This window comes from Blautia sp. OF09-25XD, from assembly GCF_003482095.1.
GTDB classification, from domain to species: domain Bacteria; phylum Bacillota; class Clostridia; order Lachnospirales; family Lachnospiraceae; genus Fusicatenibacter; species Fusicatenibacter saccharivorans.
This window is the reverse complement of the sequence record NZ_QUMG01000003.1, coordinates 1-20,154: the sequence shown is the minus strand read 5'-3', so window position 1 is coordinate 20,154 and position 20,154 is coordinate 1. Positions and strand designations below refer to the sequence as shown.

The window sequence follows — 20,154 nt, the reverse complement described above, 5'->3', positions numbered from 1 at the left end:
GATGTCGAAGAAGAATTACAAAAAGAGCAGAAAATACAAAAAAATGCGCCGCAGAAAAATAATTTTCGGAATTGAAATCACCGTTCTGCTGATTCTTTCCGGAATTCTGTTCGTCTACGCATGGATCAACCGTTCGATGGATAAGATGAATCAGGATACGCTGGACAGCTCCCAGATTCAGATCAACAGTGAAGTAAAGGCAAATACCGATCTCTCACAGATGTCCGGTACACAGGTCATCGCGCTGGTCGGCGTGGATGCCAGAGGTGTGAAAGGCTCCGAGCTGGCAGAAAGCATGAACAGTGACACTATTATTCTCTGTTGTATTGATCACGACAAGCAGGAAATCCGTATGGTGTCGATTATGCGTGACACCTGGATGAATATGGCGAAATATACCGATGAATATTATGAGTTTGACAAAGCCAATTCCGCCTATAACCGCGGCGGTCCGGAGAGTATGCTCTCCATGCTGAATACAAACCTTGACCTTGCACTGACCGATTACGTTACCGTAAACTTCAAGGCACTCGCCGATGCGATTGATGTCTTGGGCGGTCTCGACATCGAGATGACAAATGCAGAGTGTGTTCATGCAAACAACTACAACAGAGAGGTATCGGAAGCACAGGGCGTAGAGTATGAAGCTATTCCGTATGATGAGGACCTTGGGGATGATTACAGCGAAGTACGTCATGTCAGCGGTGCACTTGCAACCTCCTATGCGCGGATCCGTTACGGCGGCGGCGACGATGCGAAACGTACGAGCCGTCAGCGAATCGTCATCAATCTCATGGTACAGAAGATTAAACAGAATCCGACCAAGATTCCGGAGATTCTGGATAAAGTGATGGGAAATGTCAGCACCAGTCTTACCAAAAACGAAATTCTGGAACTTGGCATGCATGCGGTAACGTACAAAATGGGAACATCTTATGCATATCCGTTCCAGCTGTGTTATGGAGAAAATGTAGAAAGCGCACTTGGTGTTGATGTCGTAATTCCGGTTACACTGGAACACAATGTAAAGGAACTGCACGCTTATCTGTATCCGACGATGAGCTATGATCCATCTGCAGCCGTGATAGAGTACAGTGACTATATTGCAAGAGAGAGCGGCTACGATGATGATATGATTGAGTATGTACTGAATCAGGGACCGGGCGCTGCAACAGATTCTGTGGTAGCAGGAGATTAAAATACAGGGAGAATACGACAAGATGAGTCAATATACCGTTGATGTCATGATACCAACGTATAAACCAGGGCAGGAGTTCGCAGACTTCTGCCCCGCCTTTTAAAACAGACTTACCCGATCCGTTCGATCCGGGTCGTGAATACGGGGAAAAAGTTCTGGAATCCGGCGTGGGAGCAGCTTTCAGACAAGATTATGGTGGAGCATATTCAGCCGAGCGAGTTCGACCACGGCGGAACGAGAAGGGCGATGGCAGAAAGTTCAGATGCGGATCTTCTGCTTTTTATGACCCAGGATGCCATGCCGTACGATAATGCGTGCGTGGAACATCTGGTGGAAAAATTTTCACTGCCGCATGTGAAGGCGGCCTATGCGCGGCAGCTTCCGCGGGATGACTGCCGTACACTGGAACGGTTTACGAGAGGCTTTAACTATCCGGACGAGAGTGATATCAAGGATGCCGGTGATCTGCCAAAACTTGGTGTTAAGACTTTTTTCTGTTCCAATGTCTGTGCAATGTATGACCGCAGGACATATGAAGAGCTGGGTGGATTTGTAGAAAGCACCTTGTTTAACGAAGATATGATCTATGCCGGGCATCTTGTGCAGGCGGGCTATGCGATTGCCTATGCGGCAGATGCGAAGGTGGTACATTCCCACAATTACGGTTGTCTGGCACAGCTTCACCGCAATTTCGACCTCGGTGTATCCCAGGCACAGCATCCGGAGATCTTTGATGCGTATCCGTCTGAGAGTGAGGGAATCCGTATGGTGAAAAAATCGGCATCTTACGTCTGCGAAATTCATAAGCCGTGGCTGCTCGTCACTTTATTCTTTCAAAGCGGATTCAAATATGTGGGCTACTTCCTCGGAAAACGATACAAAAGCCTTCCGGACAGTGTAATCCGCTGGTGTACCTCAAACAAAACATGGTGGGAATATCACGGAAAGATACGAAAAAAACGAAATAGAAGATAAGTGAAAGTAAAAAACAAAAATAAAAAGATCTTGTAAGTAAATACGAAATGCTCCATAAGGTTGACAGAGAACGGAGCAGAGTGGTAAAAAAGTAAAGAACAAGAAACTAGAAGGCGGCATAACCTGAAAACAGAACAAGGGTGCCGCCTTTTACTGTTAGGAGGAAAAAATCTATGTGTGGAATTGTTGGATATATTGGAACCTGCCAGGCTGCCCCGGTGCTGCTGGACGGATTGTCAAAGCTGGAGTACCGCGGATACGATTCGGCCGGAATTGCTGTATACGATGGAAACAAAATTCAGATGCAGAAAGCAATGGGCCGTCTGAAGGTGCTTGAGGAAATGACACAAAATGGAGCGACACTTCCGGGTACCGTAGGAATCGGACATACGAGATGGGCAACGCATGGGGCACCTTCCGATCTGAATGCACATCCGCATTTCAATAAAGACCACTCGATTGTCGTTGTACACAATGGAATTATTGAGAATTATCTGAAATTAAAGAAAAAACTGATGTCCAAAGGATATGAGTTCCTTTCGGAGACAGATACCGAGGTAATTGCCCATATGCTGGATTACTATTATAACGGCGATCCGCTTGCAACGATCACAAAGGTTATGCACCGTATGGAGGGATCGTATGCACTGGGTATCCTGTTCCGCGACCATCCGGATGAGGTGTATGCGGTCCGTAAAGACAGCCCGCTGATCGTTGGTACAAGTAAGAGCGGAAACCTGATTGCATCCGACGTTCCGGCTGTACTGAAATATACAAGAGATGTCTATTTTCTGGAAAATGAGGAGATTGTCAAGCTGACCCGAGACGGCCTTCATTTTTACAATATCGATGAGGAGGAGCTGCAAAAGGAGCCTACGCACATCGAATGGGATATGAATGCCGCAGAGAAAGGCGGCTATGAGCATTTTATGCTGAAAGAGATGCATGAGCAGCCAAAAGCCGTAAAAGATACGCTGACCCCACGCATCAAGAATGGTGACGTAGTGATCGAGGAGCTTGGCATGACGGACGAAGAGATCCGTGCAATCAGCAAGATCTTTATCGTTGCCTGTGGTTCTGCATATCACACCGGTGTAACCGCAAAATACATCTTCGAAAAGCTGGCAAGAATTCCGGTTGAGGTAGATCTGGCAAGCGAATTCCGCTACCGTGATCCGATTCTGCCAGAAAATACGCTCGTGGTCATCGTCAGCCAGTCGGGTGAGACGGCCGATACTCTCGCGGCTCTCCGCCTTGCAAAAGAAAAGGGCGTGCGTACCCTTGGCATCGTAAACGTAGTTGGAAGTTCGATTGCAAGAGAGGCAGACAATGTCATGTACACCTGGGCCGGTCCGGAGATCGCTGTTGCGACAACGAAAGCGTACAGCACACAGCTTATCGCGCAGTACCTTCTGGCGATGAAGTTTGCCAAAGTACGCGGAACCGTTTCACAGAATGACTTCGATGCGATGATCCAGAGCCTTGAGCGCCTGCCGGAGCAGATTTCCCTGCTGCTGTCCCACAAGGAGAACGTACAGCGTTTTGCCAACCGTTATCTTGCGGCAGAACACGTCTTTTTCATCGGACGCGGCATCGACTATGCAATCTCGATGGAGGGCTCCCTGAAGCTGAAAGAGATTTCCTACATCCACTCCGAGGCGTATGCAGCCGGTGAGCTGAAACACGGAACCATTTCCCTGATTGAGGACGGACGCCTTGTCGTAGCCGTGCTGACCCAGCCGGAGCTCTACAAGAAAACGATCAGCAATATTCAGGAAGTGAAGACACGAGGCGCGTTTGTCATGGCGGTAACGACCGTTGGCAATACAGAAGTGGAAAAAGTAGCCGACTACGTAGTTTACCTGCCGGAGACAAATCCGGTTTTTGCAAATTCCCTGGCAATCATTCCACTGCAGCTCTTTGGCTACTACGTATCGATCGGCAGAGGCCTCGATGTGGATAAACCGAGAAACTTGGCGAAATCTGTTACGGTAGAATAAAAACCGCAGCATAAAATTCCTCTTTTTTCAAAATTATCACAGTTTCAACACAATTCTAACGTACAATAGGCAGTAGAAAATGAAGAAAGAAATAAGAGCACTGTGTATTGGTGCCTGAGATAGAAAAGAGAAAGAGGGATCAGCCATGAGTGAAGAATTTAAAAAAGAAGAAATAAATGGTGAGGCAGCAGAGGAAACCAAAGCTGCAGAGCATACAGAAGAAGTAAAAGCAGAAACGACAGCAGAGCAGAGTGCAGCAGAGACGGAAAAACCGCAGGAAACCGCAGAAGCGCCGAAGGCGGAAGAAAAGAAAACGACAACCTACAGCTGGGTGAATCCGAAAATCAGCGGAAAGACCGGCGAGGAGAATAACAGCGCTTCCTACACCGGAAAACCGGACCCGTCGGAGGCAAAGGCAGAGCAGACATCTTCTGCAAAGACAGAACATTATCAGTACCAGTCACAGACACAGAGTGCTCCGAAGCAGGAAAAACCACAGTTTTCTGCCGTTCCGCAGCCGCAGGATCACAAAAAGAAAGCGAAAAAACCAATGTCAGCCGCAAAAAAATTGGGCATGACACTTGCCATGGCAGCGTGCTTCGGACTCGTGGCAGGCGGTGTTTTCATTGGGACTGCAGCAGTCGGTACGAAAGTGATCGGTACAGCAACAGAGCAGAAGCAGGAAGTTACAATTCCGACGACCACCACAACAACGGCAGCAGACAGCAGTGATACCTCCGATACCGTAAAAGCAACCGGCGAGATGTCCGTGAAAGATGTTGCATCGAGTGCGATGCCGTCTCTGGTAGCAATTTCTACGACAACGGTGGAAGAAGTTGAGACATTCTTCGGAACCACAAGCCAGGAAGTTCCTGCAAGCGGAACCGGAGTTATTGTCGGACAGAACGACGATGAGCTCCTGATTGCGACAAACAACCACGTTGTCAGCGGTGCAACGTCTCTTTCCGTCAGCTTTATCGACGATGAGACGGTAGAAGGCCAGATCAAAGGTACCGATGCGGACAATGACCTTGCTGTTGTTGCAGTAAAACTTTCCGACATCAAGGACGAGACAAAGAGCCAGATCAAAATTGCCGTGATGGGAAATTCCGATGACCTTGAGGTCGGTGATCAGGTTGTGGCAATCGGAAATGCACTGGGAACCGGCCAGTCCCTGACGAGCGGATATATCAGTGCAAAAGACCGTACGATCTCCAGTCAGGATGAGAGTACCGGCGAGACGATTACTTCTGAGGGACTGATCCAGACCGATGCAGCCATCAACCCTGGAAACAGCGGCGGCGCCCTTCTGAACATGAACGGTGAGCTGATCGGCATTAACGAAGCAAAATACAGCTCCACACAGGTCGAGGGCATGGGCTTTGCGATCCCGATTTCGAAAGCGGAGCCGATTCTGCAGAACCTGATGAACCTGACAACAAGATACAAAGTCAGCGATGATGAGGCTGCTTATATCGGAATCAACATGGCAGATGTCAGCGCAGATGTTTCCCAGAACTACGGTATTCCGACCGGTGTCTGCATCATGAGCGTTGTGGACGGCAGCCCGGCAGCCGATGCGGGCTTCAAGAAAGGCGATGTTATCACCACGTTTGATGGAAGAAGCATCTCGAACGCCAAAGGCTTAAAAGAGACACTGACCTATTATGCGGCAGGCGAGACCGTAGATGTCACCGTACAGCGCGCGGATAACGGTGAGTACAAAGAAGTAACACTGACGCTGACCCTTGGCTCTGCAGCAGATATGCCGCAGACGAGCGGAAGCAGCAACGGAACCACAAACGATGGAACCGGAAGCTCCGATCAGAATGACCAGGGTATTCAGAATCCGTTTGGCAACAGATAAAAACTCGAAATAACTATTTCCTAAGAGAAAAAAGACGGACAGCACAGGAATATGAACGCCTGGCTGTCCGCCTTTTTCTGCATTTTTTGATATAATTTTTTGAATTCGTAAAATTCTTAAAAAAGTTGGTAATTTTTAAGAAAGTTTTTACTTGTGACCCTATGGCTTTTGGGCTATAATCAAGCTAGACCAAGCGATCTATTACAGAAAGGAATTTGAAAAATCATGTCAGAAGAGAAAGACAGAGTGGACGGTACCGCGGACGAAACGAAGGCGGAAACAAAAAGCTCTGACCATCATACAGAAGATACTTATGAAAAAGTCTGCTTCATGTGCCGCAGACCGGAGAGCAAAGCCGGAAAGATGATTACCCTTCCGGGAAACATCAATATCTGCCCGGACTGCATGCAGAAGAGCTTTGATACCATGAACCAGAACCCGGGCCAGATCAATGAGATGATGAATAATATGAACAACATGCCGAATATCGGCATGTTCGATCTCTCCGGGCTTTCCAACCAGATCCCGAACCGGCAGCGGGTAAAGAAAAAAGAAGAAAAGAAGAAAACAAAAGAATTTTCCATCAAGGACATTCCGCCGCCGCACCGGATCAAGGCGATGCTTGACGAATACGTCATCGGCCAGGAACGTGCAAAGAAAGTCATGTCGGTTGCCGTTTACAACCATTACAAACGTGTCTTTGCACCGCAGGACGGAAATATCGAGATCGAAAAATCCAACATGCTGATGATCGGACCGACCGGTTCCGGAAAAACGTATCTGGTGCAGACACTGGCACGCCTCTTAGATGTGCCGCTTGCCATCACGGACGCCACATCCCTTACCGAAGCGGGTTATATCGGCGATGATATTGAAAGCGTGGTATCTAAGCTTTTAGCGGCCGCAGACAACGATGTGGAGCGCGCGGAGCACGGTATTATCTTCGTCGACGAGATCGACAAGATTGCGAAAAAGAAAAATACAAACCAGAGAGACGTCAGCGGAGAAGCCGTACAGCAGGGAATGCTGAAGCTCCTCGAGGGCAGCGACATCGAAGTTCCGGTGGGAGCCAACAGCAAAAATGCGATGGTTCCGCTCGAGACCGTCAATACCAGAAACATTCTCTTTATCTGCGGCGGTGCCTTCCCGGATCTGACGGACATCATCAAGGAGCGTCTGAACAAGACAGCTTCCATTGGCTTCCAGGCGGATCTGAAGGACAAGTATGATGGGGATAAGAACCTGCTGTCACAGGTGACCTTAGAAGACCTTCGGACTTTCGGTATGGTGCCGGAGTTCCTTGGCCGTCTGCCGATCGTATTTACGCTGGAGAGTCTCAATGAGGATATGCTGGTCGAGATCTTAAAAGAACCGAAAAATGCGATCCTGAAGCAGTATAAGAGACTGCTCGAACTCGACGAGGTGAAACTGGAATTTGATGATGATGCACTTCGCTCTATTGCAAGAAAAGCGCTGGAAAAAGATACCGGTGCGAGAGCACTCCGTTCGATCATCGAGGATTTCATGCTGGATATCATGTATGAGATTCCAAAGGACAGCAGCATCGGAGAGGTTATCATCACAAAAGACTATATTGAAAAGACCGGCGGGCCGACGATTCTCCTGCGCGGCCAGGAAGTTCCAAAGTTAGAGCAGAAATAAGGTAACTGGAAAACACAGCGGAGCAGATGTGAAACTGGCGTTTTCTTGAAATAAGAGATAAGAAAGAGAGGGTTTTAACTATGGCAGAGGATTTTTTTGGAAATTTAAGTAAAACACTGAAAAAAACAGTGGATACTGTGGGAAAGAAAACAGATGAATTCGTAGAAATTCAGAAGATCCGCACCCGTCAGCATGCGCTCGAGGATCAGATTGAGAAGAATTACCAGGATATCGGACAGATCATCTACAACCGCTATCTGAACGGCGAAGCATTCGACGAAAATCTTGCCGGCATCTGCAAAGATATCACCGATCTGGAAAAAGAGATTGCAGACTGCAAGGAAGATGTGGCAAACAAGAGAGGCCGCATCGTATGCCCGGCCTGCGGCGCAAGTGTTCCGAAAGATGCAGCTTTCTGCATGCGCTGCGGTGCTGCTATGCCGGAGAAGGAAGATGAGCCGGAGGATGCCGAGTTTGTACACGTAGAACCGGAAGAAAAAGCAGAAGAAACCGAAGCAGCAGCGCCGGAAGAAGAGCCTGAAAAAGAAGCAGAGGTACCGGAAGAGGAATGATCTGGACCCTGCTGCCGGGAGCGGTTTTCCTTGCAGACGGATGCCTGAAAAAGAAGGCAGAAGAGGAGTTAAAGGAAAATGAGCAGATCCCGGTCTGCAAAGGACATATTGTCCTGCGGAAATGTCATAACCGCGGCGTAGCGGGCGGCGGCTTCGCGGACAGCACGAAGAAGGTGGAAATTCTCACCTTCTTTTTGCTGTCCGGACTGTGGGCACGTCTCGGAGCGCTGGCGGGCAGACGTAAGTGTAAGGCGAAGAAGCTTGGGCTTGCGCTTACGATTGGCGGCGGCATGTCGAACTGGTATGACCGGCATAAGAGAGGTTACGTGACCGACTATGTCAGCTTCCGGTTTGGACCGGAGAAGTTCCGCAGACTTGTGTTCAATGTTTCTGATTTCTGTATTTTCTTCGGACTTGCGCTGCTGACGGCAATTTCCTGCCGGGAGTCCAGGTGATGCAGGATCTCCCGAAAAGCCCTGCGGATGGCGGGCTTTTCGGGGCAAAAAAGAAAATTTGAAATTTTTTGAAAAAATTTGAAAAAAGCTGTTGACAGATTCGGAATCATCTGGTAATATATGTTTTGTTGAGCGGCACATGAGAGCTGCAAGACAAGAAATGCAGGAGTGGCGGAATTGGCAGACGCGCAGGCTTCAGGTGCCTGTGGTCGCAAGATCGTGTGGGTTCAAGTCCCATCTCCTGCATTATTTTTTCGCTTTGCGTATCAAGAATTGGTCCGGTGGACCAATTCGGATTGCCCTGATGGGAAGTGTGAAAACTTTTCGTCAGGGTATTTTTATTTTTCCAGAAAAGAAATTTCCGTAATTCGACAAAAATAGTTGAAATGTTTCCCTGGTTGTGATAGAATCTGAAAGATTAAAGTATGAGATGCATATTTCATACAAACTCAAAACCGAACGAAAAAGAAAGGAAAACGGTGGAATGATGAAAGCTTTTCTAATCTTAGAAGACGGGCATGTCTTTACCGGAACCAGCATTGGTTCACAAAAAGAAGTGATCAGTGAAATCGTATTTAATACATCCATGACTGGATATCTCGAAGTGCTGACCGACCCATCCTATGCGGGACAGGCAGTATGTATGACGTATCCTCTTATTGGAAACTATGGAATTTGTTATGATGATCAGGAGTCCTTAAGACCCTGGCCGGATGGCTATATTGTAAGAGAATTATCCCGTCTCCCCAGCAACTTCCGTTGCCAGGACACCATTCAGAATTTCCTGAAAAAGTTCGATATTCCCGGAATCGCCGGAATCGATACTCGTGCTCTCACCAAAATTCTTCGTGAAAAAGGTACCATGAACGGTATGATCACGACCAACGAAAACTATCATCTCGATGAAATTATTCCAAAATTAAAAGCGTATAATACCGGAAAAGTTGTAGAAAAGGTAACCTGCTCTGAAAAATCAGTTTTAAAAGGAGAAGGCTTTAAAGTTGCACTTCTGGATCTTGGCGCAAAGAACAACATCGCACGTTCCTTAAATGAGCGCGGATGCGAAGTGACCATTTATCCGGCGCTTACTACAGCAGAAGAGATCCTCGCCGCAAATCCGGACGGAATCATGCTGTCCAACGGCCCTGGAGATCCGAAAGAGTGCGTATCCATTATCAAAGAGATTAAAAAACTGTACGATTCCAATGTACCGATCTTTGCAATCTGTCTTGGACATCAGCTGATGGCACTGGCTACCGGCGCAGATACCCACAAGATGAAATACGGCCACCGCGGCGGAAACCACCCGGTCAAGGACCTTGCAACCGGAAGAGTTACATTTCTTCCCAGAACCACGGCTATGTCGTAGATACCGATACCCTGGATCCGAATATGGCAGTTCCGGCCTTTGTGAACGTCAACGACGGCACCAACGAGGGACTCAAATACGTCGGCAAAAACATCTTTACCGTACAGTTCCATCCGGAGGCATGCCCTGGCCCGCAGGATTCCGGATACCTGTTTGATCGATTCCTTGAGATGATGGGAGGTAACAAATAATGCCAAAGAATCCGAATATTAAAAAAGTTCTGGTTATCGGTTCCGGTCCGATCGTCATCGGACAGGCAGCAGAGTTCGACTACGCAGGAACACAGGCGTGCCGTTCCCTGAAAGAAGAGGGAATGGAAGTTGTTCTTCTGAACTCCAACCCGGCAACCATCATGACCGATAAAGACATCGCAGACCGCGTTTACATCGAGCCGCTGACCGTAGAAGTGGTAGAGCAGCTCATCCAGAAGGAAAAACCGGACAGCGTTCTTCCGACTCTGGGAGGCCAGGCAGGACTGAACCTTGCGATGGAACTCGAAGAAAAAGGCTTCTTAAAAGAAAACAACGTACGCCTGATCGGTACCACAGCACAGACCATCAAAAAAGCAGAGGACCGTCAGGAATTCAAAGATACCATGGAAAAAATCGGCGAGCCGGTAGCGGCATCCCTGGTTGTCCATGATGTACAGGCTGGTATCGATTTCACCAACAAGATCGGTTATCCGGTTGTACTGCGTCCGGCTTACACCCTCGGCGGAAGCGGCGGCGGTATCGCTTACAACGAAGAAGAGCTGATCGAGATCCTCTCGAACGGACTCCGTCTTTCCCGTGTCGGCGAAGTACTCGTTGAAAGATGTATCGCCGGATGGAAAGAGATCGAGTACGAGGTAATGCGGGACAGCGTAGGAAACTGCATCACCGTCTGCAACATGGAGAACATCGACCCGGTCGGCGTTCACACCGGAGACAGTATTGTCGTAGCACCGTCCCAGACCCTGGGAGATAAAGAGTATCAGATGCTGCGTACTTCCGCACTCAACATCATCACCGAGCTCGGCATCACCGGCGGATGCAACGTACAGTATGCGTTGAATCCGGACAGCTTCGAGTACTGTGTTATCGAGGTAAATCCGCGTGTCAGCCGTTCTTCCGCACTGGCTTCCAAAGCGACCGGTTATCCGATTGCAAAGGTTGCTGCAAAGATCGCACTTGGCTACACTCTGGATGAGATCCCGAACGCCATTACCGGAAAAACCTACGCAAGCTTCGAGCCGATGCTGGATTACTGTGTTGTAAAAATCCCGCGTCTGCCGTTCGATAAGTTTATCAGTGCAAAACGTACCCTGACCACACAGATGAAGGCGACCGGTGAGGTTATGAGTATCTGCAACAACTTCGAGGGCGCGCTGATGAAAGCCATCCGTTCCCTGGAACAGCACGTAGATTCCCTGATGTCCTATGACTTCAGCCACTTGTCCAAAGACGAGCTGATCGAAGAGCTTCACATCGTAGACGATATGAGAATCTGGAGAATCGCAGAGGCGATCCGTCAGGGCATCTCCTACGACGAGATCCACGAGATCACCAAAATCGATGTATGGTTCATCGATAAGCTGGCTATCCTCGTTGAGATGGAGCAGGCATTACAGGCCAAAGAGCTGGATGAGGATCTTCTGCGCGAAGCAAAACGCCTTGAGTTCCCGGATTACCTGGTGGCAAAACTGGCAGGAAAGACCGAAGAAGAAGTAAAAGCGTTAAGAAAACAGTATGATATCACCGCAGCTTACAAGATGGTAGATACCTGTGCCGCTGAGTTCGCAGCAACCACACCGTATTACTATTCCGTATACGGCGGCGAAAACGAAGCTGTCGAGACAAACGACAGAAAGAAAGTCCTCGTCCTTGGTTCCGGCCCGATCCGTATCGGACAGGGTATCGAGTTTGACTTCTGCTCCGTACATTGTACCTGGGCATTCAAGAAAGAGGGCTATGAGACCATCATCATCAACAACAACCCGGAGACCGTCAGCACCGACTTCGATATCGCAGATAAACTGTATTTCGAGCCGCTGACACCGGAAGATGTAGAAAATATCGTCAACATCGAGCATCCGGACGGAGCCGTTGTACAGTTCGGCGGCCAGACCGCGATCAAGCTGACCGAAGCACTCCTGAAAATGGGTGTGCCGATCCTTGGAACATCTGCAGAGAACGTAGATGCCGCAGAGGACCGTGAGCTGTTCGATGAGATCCTGGAGCAGTGTGAAATCCCGCGTCCGAAGGGACACACCGTATTCACCGCAGAAGAGGCGAAAAAAGCAGCCAACGAGCTCGGCTATCCGGTACTCGTCCGCCCGTCCTACGTCCTTGGAGGACAGGGTATGCAGATCGCCATCAGCGATGAGGACGTCGATGAATTTATCGGCATCATCAACCGGATCGCACAGGAGCATCCGATCCTGGTTGATAAATATCTGCAGGGCAAGGAGATCGAGGTTGATGCAGTCTGCGACGGCACCGATATTCTGATTCCTGGTATCATGGAGCACATCGAGCGCGCCGGCGTTCACTCCGGAGACAGTATCTCCGTTTATCCGGCACAGAGCATCAGCCAGCATGCAAAAGACACTATCGTAGAGTATACGAAACGTCTGGCAAGATCCCTGCATGTCATCGGTATGATCAACATCCAGTTCATCGTATGCGGTGAGGATGTTTACGTCATCGAGGTCAACCCGCGTTCTTCTCGTACCGTGCCATACATCAGCAAGGTAACCGGAATCCCGATCGTGCCGCTGGCAACGAAAGTCATCCTCGGCCACACGATCCGCGAGCTTGGCTACGAGCCGGGACTGCAGAGAGAGGCAGATTACATTGCCATCAAGATGCCGGTATTCTCCTTCGAGAAGATCCGCGGCGCAGATATCGCCCTTGGACCGGAGATGAAATCCACCGGTGAGTGCCTTGGTATTGCAAAGACCTTCAACGAGGCTCTTTACAAAGCATTCCTCGGCGCCGGAATCAATCTGCCGAAATACAAAAACATGATCATCACCGTAAAGGATGAGGATAAAGAGGATATCGTTCCGATCGCACAGAGATTCCAGGCTCTCGGCTACAAGATCTATGCGACGAGAAATACCGCGAAAGCCCTGAACGAGAACGGCGTCAATGCGATCCGCACCAACAAGATCGAGCAGCCGTCCCCGAACCTGATGGACCTGATCCTCGGCCACAAGATCGACCTCGTCATCGATACTCCGTCCCAGGGCGTTGAGCACTCCAAAGACGGATTCGTCATCCGCCGGAACGCGATCGAGACAGGTGTCAACGTACTGACCTCTCTGGATACCGCAACCGCACTCGTAACCAGTCTGGAAAATACAGATGTGAAGAAGCTGACCCTGATCGATATCGCAACGATCGACAAGAGATAAGCATGATAGAAGCATAAAGCAAAGAAAAGCTCTCTGCTGCAGAAACAAAGCGGCAGAGAGCTTTTTTGGCCGAATGTGGGTTTGAATGGATTTTACAAAAAAGAAAACGTGACGCGCTTGTGTTTTTAGCATAAGTATGATAGATTTTTAATAGAATGCCAGAAAAGGGCATCCAATTCAAAAAGAGAAAGGTACATATCGTATGAACATCATTGAGTGGTTAAAGGTTATCCTGCTGGGTATCGTAGAGGGCATTACCGAGTGGCTTCCGATCAGCAGCACCGGCCACATGATTCTGGTAGATGAGTTTATTAAGCTGAATGTGACAGCTGATTTCAAAAATGTTTTTGAAGTTGTCATCCAGCTCGGTGCAATCCTTGCGGTTGTCGTCATCTATTTCTGGGATCTCTGGCCGTTTCATGGCAAAAGCAAAGCGAAAAGCAAGAGCTATTTTGCCAATCCAAGCGACAACAAGGTCTTTGCAGGTATTCAGAACTTTGTAGACAATTACTGTTATCTGGACAAAATTATCATGTGGTTCAAGATCGTCGTATCGTGTCTGCCGGCAGCCGTGATCGGACTGGCATTCAACGACTGGATCGAGGCCCATCTGATGAATTACGTGATCGTAGCACTGATGCTGATCATCTATGGTGTCCTCTTCATCATCATTGAGAATTACAACAAGACGAGAACACTGTCTGCAACAAAAATCAAAGAGATTACCTGGAAAAATGCGCTGTATATCGGTGTTTTCCAGCTCCTTTCCATCGTACCGGGAACTTCCCGTTCGGGAGCAACCATCATCGGCGGTATCCTGCTGGGATGCTCGAGAGAGCTGGCATCGGAGTACACGTTTTTCCTTGCCGTTCCGGTTATGTTCGGCGCGAGCCTTTTAAAACTGGTAAAACACGGCTTTGCCTTTACCGGTGTTGAGGTGGCGATCATGATCGTCGGCATGCTGGTGGCATTTGCGGTATCGATTTTTGCCATCAAATTCCTGATGCAGTACATCAAGAAGCACGATTTCAAAGCCTTCGGCTGGTACCGTATCGTACTCGGTGTGATTGTGCTGCTGTATTTCGTAATCAAAACCGTAATTTTGAAAGCATAAAATTGAACAATTCCGAAAATTTACCGGGAAAAATAGAAGAAGTATCGTAAAATGAAAAAAATTGTGCGATACTTCTTTTTTTACGCGAAAATTACAAAAAACCCTGTAAAAAGTAACCAAAAGCTGATATAATAAAACATAACAGGGGCACAGACGATACAGTTCACCCGCGCCATTCGCAAAACTGCGCTTTCAGCGCTTTCCGCTGCTGCGCAGCTCCTTTTGCTCATTTCTCGGCGCTCCCTTCGTGTGTTCTTGCAAACAAATTTTCATGCAAGCATGAAATTTGCCCGCCAGAACACACGAGTGAACTGTAAATTAAAAAAAATACCGAAAATTTGCCATATTTTTATTGACTAAAGATATTCTTATGGTAAAATAAATGTGTGCGCCCGAGAATATCTTTCTTTTCGGTGCAATCAGTATAGGGTGAACGTATCATCCAGGGCAATCTGGAAATACTTTACTATAACCTATCAAAATTACAAGTAGGAGGAAAAGTAACAATGGCAAAATGGGTTTACATGTTCACTGAAGGTAATGCAGACATGCGTAACCTTCTCGGTGGAAAAGGCGCAAACCTGGCTGAGATGACAAACCTGGGACTTCCTGTACCACAGGGATTCACGGTAACAACCGAGGCTTGTACACAGTACTATGAGGATGGCAGACAGATCAACGACGAGATCATGGGTCAGATCATGGAAGCAATCGATAAAATGGAAGGAATCACAGGAAAGAAATTCGGAGACGCTAAGAATCCGCTGCTCGTTTCTGTACGTTCCGGAGCAAGAGCTTCCATGCCAGGTATGATGGATACCATCCTGAACCTTGGTCTGAACGAAGAGGTTGTTGAAACTCTGTCACAGGCTTCCGGCAACCCACGTTGGGCTTGGGACTGCTACAGAAGATTCATTCAGATGTTCTCTGACGTAGTTATGGAAGTTGGTAAAAAATACTTCGAAGAGCTGATCGACAAGATGAAAGAGGAGAAAGGCGTAAAACAGGACGTAGATCTTGACGCAGATGACCTCAAAAAACTGGCTGAGCAGTTCAAAGCTGAGTACAAAGCTAAAATCGGTGAGGATTTCCCGACCGATCCTAAGGTACAGCTGATGGAGCTGTAAAAGCCGTATTCCGTTCCTGGGACAACCCGAGAGCAAACGTTTATCGTCGTGACAACGACATCCCGTATTCCTGGGGTACCGCTGTTAACGTACAGATGATGGCATTCGGAAACATGGGAGATGACTGTGGTACAGGTGTTGCCTTCACCCGTGACCCTGCTACAGGAGAGAACGGACTGTTCGGTGAGTTCCTTACCAACGCACAGGGCGAGGACGTAGTTGCCGGTGTTCGTACACCTATGCACATTTCCGAGATGGAAGAGAAATTCCCGGAAGCTTTCAAACAGTTCAAAGAAGTTTGCAAAACTCTGGAAACACACTACAGAGATATGCAGGACATGGAGTTCACTGTAGAGCACGGTAAACTGTACATGCTGCAGACACGTAACGGTAAGAGAACAGCAAAAGCTGCTCTGAAAATCGCCTGCGACCTTGTAGATGAGGGAATGAGAACAGAGGAAGAGGCAGTTGCAATGATCGATCCTCGTAACCTTGACTCTCTGCTTCATCCGCAGTTCGATGCAAAAGCACTGAAAGAGGCTACTCCAATGGCAAAAGCACTGGGAGCATCTCCGGGAGCTGCTTGCGGTAAAATCGTCTTCACAGCTGATGACGCTGTTGCATGGGCTGAAAGAGGAGAAAAAGTTGTTCTGGTTCGTCTTGAGACATCCCCAGAAGATATCACAGGTATGAAATCTGCACAGGGTATCCTGACTGTTCGTGGTGGTATGACTTCCCACGCAGCCGTAGTTGCCCGTGGTATGGGAACCTGCTGTGTATCCGGTTGCGGTGATATCGTAATGGACGAGGCAAACAAGAAATTCACACTGGCTGGCAAAGAGTTCCACGAGGGAGACTGCATCTCTCTGGATGGTTCTACAGGATGCATCTATGACGGACTGATCCCGACCGTAGACGCTACCATCGCTGGCGAGTTCGGAAGAATCATGGGCTGGGCAGATAAATACAGAACCATGAAAGTTCGTACAAACGCTGATACTCCGGCAGACGCTAAAAAAGCTCGTGAGCTTGGCGCAGAAGGTATTGGTCTTTGCCGTACAGAGCATATGTCTTCGAAGGCAACAGAATCGATGCATTCCGTGAGATGATCTGCGCTGAAACCGTAGAAGAGAGAGAAGCAGCACTTGCTAAGATCCTTCCGGAGCAGCAGGGAGACTTCGAGAAGCTGTATGAAGCTCTGGAAGGCAACCCGGTTACCATCCGTTTCCTGGATCCGCCGCTTCATGAGTTCGTTCCGACTGAGGAAGAGGACATCAAGAAACTGGCTGACGCACAGGGCAAATCTGTTGAGCAGATCAAAGCAATCATCGCTGGTCTGCATGAGTTCAACCCGATGATGGGTCATCGTGGATGCCGTCTTGCTGTAACTTATCCGGAAATCGCTAAGATGCAGACAAGCGCAGTAATCCGCGCAGCCATCAACGTGAAGAAAGCTCATCCGGATTGGAATGTAAAACCGGAAATCATGATCCCACTTGTTGGCGATATCAAAGAGCTGAAATACGTTAAGAAATTCGTAGTAGAGACCGCTGACGCTGAAATCGCAGCTGCAGGCAGCGACCTTGAATACGAAGTTGGTACCATGATCGAGATCCCGAGAGCAGCTCTGACTGCAGATGAGATCGCAAAAGAGGCAGACTTCTTCTGCTTCGGAACCAACGACCTTACTCAGATGACTTACGGATTCTCCCGTGACGATGCTGGTAAATTCCTGAACGCTTACTATGACGCTAAGATCTTCGAGAACGATCCATTCGCAAAACTCGATCAGGACGGCGTTGGCAAGCTGATGAAGATGGCTATCGATCTTGGAAGACCGGTTAACTCTTCTCTGCACGTAGGTATCTGCGGTGAGCACGGTGGAGATCCGAGCTCCGTAGAGTTCTGCAACAAACTGGGTCTGGACTATGTTTCCTGCTCACCGTTCCGTGTACCGATCGCTCGTCTGGCAGCAGCTCAGGCAGCTATCGCTCAGAAGAACGCTTAATTTAAGCAGAATTTGTCCGAATCAGGATATTCATGCAGTAGCATGATTTGTGTTCAAACGTAAGGAGACCCCGGCGGTCTGTAGAAATACAGGCGCCGGGGTCTTTTTTATCAATCGTTTAAAATCAAAGTGGGAGGGAAAACGGATGCAGAATGAAACAGCCAAAGAAAACCTGCTGCGGCAGATCCGGGAATACCGTCCGTACAATGAGCAGGAAGAGCGGGATCGGGCGATTCTGCTGAAATGGATGGAGAGCGGATGCGATATTTTGACGCGGGAAAATGAGACCGCACATCTGACTGCCTCCGCCTGGGTCGTAAGCCCGGATCGGAAGCAGGTGCTGATGGCGTATCACAATATTTACCATTCCTGGGCATGGCTCGGCGGCCACGCGGACGGAGATGCGGATCTTTGCAGCGTGGCGGTAAGAGAAGTGAAGGAGGAATCCGGGATTGAAGAGGTGAAGCTCTTATCGGATCAGCCATTCTCGCTCGAAATCCTGTCGGTGGACGGCCATGTGAAGCGCGGAAAGTACGTGACGGCACATCTCCATCTGAATGTGACATATCTCATGGAAGCAGACCCGGTACAGGAAATCCGCTGCAAGCCGGATGAAAACAGCGCAGTCGGCTGGATTCCGGTGGAGCAGATCGCAGAAAAATCGACAGAGCCATGGTTTGTGGAGCGTGTGTATGGCAAGCTGTGTGAGAAAGTGAAAAGAGATTTCTGTGAAGTGTAATATGCAATCCGCGTATGAACTGCCATTTAGAATAAGCATTAGACAAATGAGCTGTTAGATGTCTAAAATAGAGACAGAAAGAAAAATGGCAGGAGGGGTTTTATGTTTACAAATCAGGATTTGAAAAAGCTGATTATTCCGCTTTTCCTAGAGCAGCTTCTGGTGGCTCTGGTCGGAATTGCGGACGTGTTTGTTATCGGATTTGTCGGAGAGGCGGCGTTTTCCGGTGTGTCACTGGTCAATGCGTTTAATATGATCTTTATCAACCTGTTCACAGCGCTGGCATCCGGCGGTGCGGTGGTCATCAGCCAGTATATCGGAAAGAAGGACAAGGAGCAGGCGGGAGCGGCAGCTTCCCAGCTTCTGACGGCATCGGTATTGCTGTCGGTTGTTATTTCTGTAGTGGTACTGGTTGCCAACGAACAGCTGATGCGTTTGATGTTCGGCAAGGTTGAGGATGATGTCATGGCGGCATGCGTGACGTATCTGCGTATCTCGGCATATTCCTATCCGGCAATGGCGATTTACAATGCGGGAGCGGCTTTGTACCGCAGTTTTGGAAAAACCAGCACGACGATGTACCTTTCGATTGCATCGAATGTGATCAACGTAGTCGGAAACTGTATCGGCGTCTTTGCTTTGCATGCAGGTGTGCCTGGCGTTGCGGTTCCGTCGCTGATTGCGCGTATCTTTTCCGCAGCTGTTATCACGGTTCTCTGCTTCTCAAAGCGAAATCCGGTGCAGTATCTGAAAGAGTGGATTTTTAAAGTAGACTTGAGCTTCCAGAAAACGATCCTCAGTATCGCAGTTCCGAACGGTATCGAGAGCGGTATTTTCCAGCTCGTCAAAGTAGCACTTTCCAGTGTGGTAGCACTGTTTGGTACCTACCAGATTGCCGCAAACGGCATTGCCCAGAGTATATGGTCCATGGCGGCACTCACAAGCAGTGCACTTTCCCCAGTATTCATCACCGTCATCGGACAGTGCATGGGCGCGGGAGATACTGATCAGGCGGAGTATTATTTCCGCAAGCTGATAAAAATCACACTGATCATTGGAGTGGCATGGAATGCGCTTGTCTTTGCAGTCACACCGTTTGTCCTTTCCTTCTATGCGGTGTCCGAGGAGACGAAGCGGCTGACACTCTGGCTGGTACTGCTGCATAATATTTTCAACGGTATTGCACTCTGCTACGCCGGACCGCTTGGAAGCGGCCTTCGTGCGACAGGAGATGTAAAATTCACAATGGGAATTTCCCTCTTCACGACCATCGGCGTCCGCCTGATTTTCTCTGTGATTTTTGCAATCTGGATGAACATGGGCGTTATGGGAATCACTCTTGCGATGTGCCTCGACTGGTCCGTGCGCGGCATCATCTTCTGGTGGAGATTCAAACAGGGTAAGTGGAAAACGTTTCAGGTTATCCGTGAGTGAAAAAACGATCCTCTTTTTCTGACGACAGAAAAGTTGTTGGGAAAAGGGGATTTTTGGGGTAAAAGGGATTATTTCGGCGCGTTGAAAATCATGCCGGGGTATGGTAAAATGGACTCCGAAAAACAGCAAAAGGAGGAAAATATAAGTAACTAAATATATTGTCAAATGTGATATAACGTGTTTAAATATGTAAAAGGAGAATCATATTATGAACACATCAAATATCACAAACTACAA

General features: G+C 48.5%; 11 protein-coding genes, 1 tRNA gene and 2 pseudogenes. All 14 read left to right on the top strand.

Annotation, left to right across the window (positions count from 1 at the left end; all coding sequences use genetic code 11):
• Position 1 precedes the first annotated feature (1 nt).
• The 14 genes and pseudogenes from DXA93_RS03335 to DXA93_RS03270 all read left to right on the top strand — a co-directional run bounded on the left by DXA93_RS03335 (position 2) and on the right by DXA93_RS03270 (position 19,917).
• Positions 2–1,198 (top strand): LCP family protein, encoded by a 1,197-nt coding sequence (locus tag DXA93_RS03335; RefSeq protein WP_118595183.1) that lies wholly within the window; start codon positions 2–4, stop codon positions 1,196–1,198.
• A gap of 135 nt (positions 1,199–1,333) precedes the next feature.
• The gene (locus tag DXA93_RS03330; protein ID WP_334295245.1) at positions 1,334–2,173 is read left to right on the top strand and encodes a glycosyltransferase family 2 protein; all 840 of its coding nucleotides are present in this window, start codon (positions 1,334–1,336) and stop codon (positions 2,171–2,173) included.
• A gap of 173 nt (positions 2,174–2,346) precedes the next feature.
• Complete coding sequence (gene glmS, locus DXA93_RS03325; protein WP_119207733.1) at positions 2,347–4,173, top strand: glutamine--fructose-6-phosphate transaminase (isomerizing); 1,827 nt, start codon at positions 2,347–2,349, stop codon at positions 4,171–4,173.
• 145 nt (positions 4,174–4,318) lie between these two features.
• Positions 4,319–6,040 (top strand): trypsin-like peptidase domain-containing protein, encoded by a 1,722-nt coding sequence (locus DXA93_RS03320; RefSeq protein WP_118749961.1) that lies wholly within the window; start codon positions 4,319–4,321, stop codon positions 6,038–6,040.
• A gap of 225 nt (positions 6,041–6,265) precedes the next feature.
• Positions 6,266–7,702, top strand: coding sequence for an ATP-dependent Clp protease ATP-binding subunit ClpX (clpX, locus tag DXA93_RS03315; RefSeq protein ID WP_119207732.1), 1,437 nt, complete (start codon positions 6,266–6,268; stop codon positions 7,700–7,702).
• Between the two features lie 80 nt (positions 7,703–7,782).
• The gene (locus DXA93_RS03310) at positions 7,783–8,274 is read left to right on the top strand and encodes a zinc-ribbon domain-containing protein (protein ID WP_055219392.1); all 492 of its coding nucleotides are present in this window, start codon (positions 7,783–7,785) and stop codon (positions 8,272–8,274) included.
• Complete coding sequence (locus DXA93_RS03305) at positions 8,271–8,729, top strand: signal peptidase II (RefSeq protein ID WP_022462960.1); 459 nt, start codon at positions 8,271–8,273, stop codon at positions 8,727–8,729. Before DXA93_RS03310 ends, DXA93_RS03305 begins: the two co-directional genes overlap by 4 nt.
• Before the next feature lie 162 nt (positions 8,730–8,891).
• Positions 8,892–8,975, top strand: a tRNA-Leu gene (locus DXA93_RS03300).
• 241 nt (positions 8,976–9,216) lie between these two features.
• Positions 9,217–10,289: pseudogene (locus DXA93_RS03295) on the top strand (carbamoyl phosphate synthase small subunit).
• On the top strand, positions 10,289–13,495 hold the full coding sequence (gene carB / locus DXA93_RS03290) for a carbamoyl-phosphate synthase large subunit (RefSeq protein WP_022462958.1): 3,207 nt from the start codon (positions 10,289–10,291) through the stop codon (positions 13,493–13,495). The pseudogene DXA93_RS03295 and the gene carB overlap by 1 nt, the downstream one beginning before the upstream one ends.
• Before the next feature lie 202 nt (positions 13,496–13,697).
• Positions 13,698–14,609: an undecaprenyl-diphosphate phosphatase gene (locus tag DXA93_RS03285; protein WP_117760874.1), complete on the top strand. Its 912-nt coding sequence runs from the start codon at positions 13,698–13,700 to the stop codon at positions 14,607–14,609.
• 506 nt (positions 14,610–15,115) lie between these two features.
• Positions 15,116–17,744 (top strand): annotated as a pseudogene (gene ppdK / locus DXA93_RS20460) (pyruvate, phosphate dikinase).
• 145 nt (positions 17,745–17,889) lie between these two features.
• On the top strand, positions 17,890–18,483 hold the full coding sequence (locus DXA93_RS03275) for an NUDIX hydrolase (protein ID WP_055219386.1): 594 nt from the start codon (positions 17,890–17,892) through the stop codon (positions 18,481–18,483).
• A gap of 102 nt (positions 18,484–18,585) precedes the next feature.
• Positions 18,586–19,917, top strand: coding sequence for an MATE family efflux transporter (locus DXA93_RS03270; RefSeq protein WP_119207731.1), 1,332 nt, complete (start codon positions 18,586–18,588; stop codon positions 19,915–19,917).
• Positions 19,918–20,154: the final 237 nt, after the last annotated feature.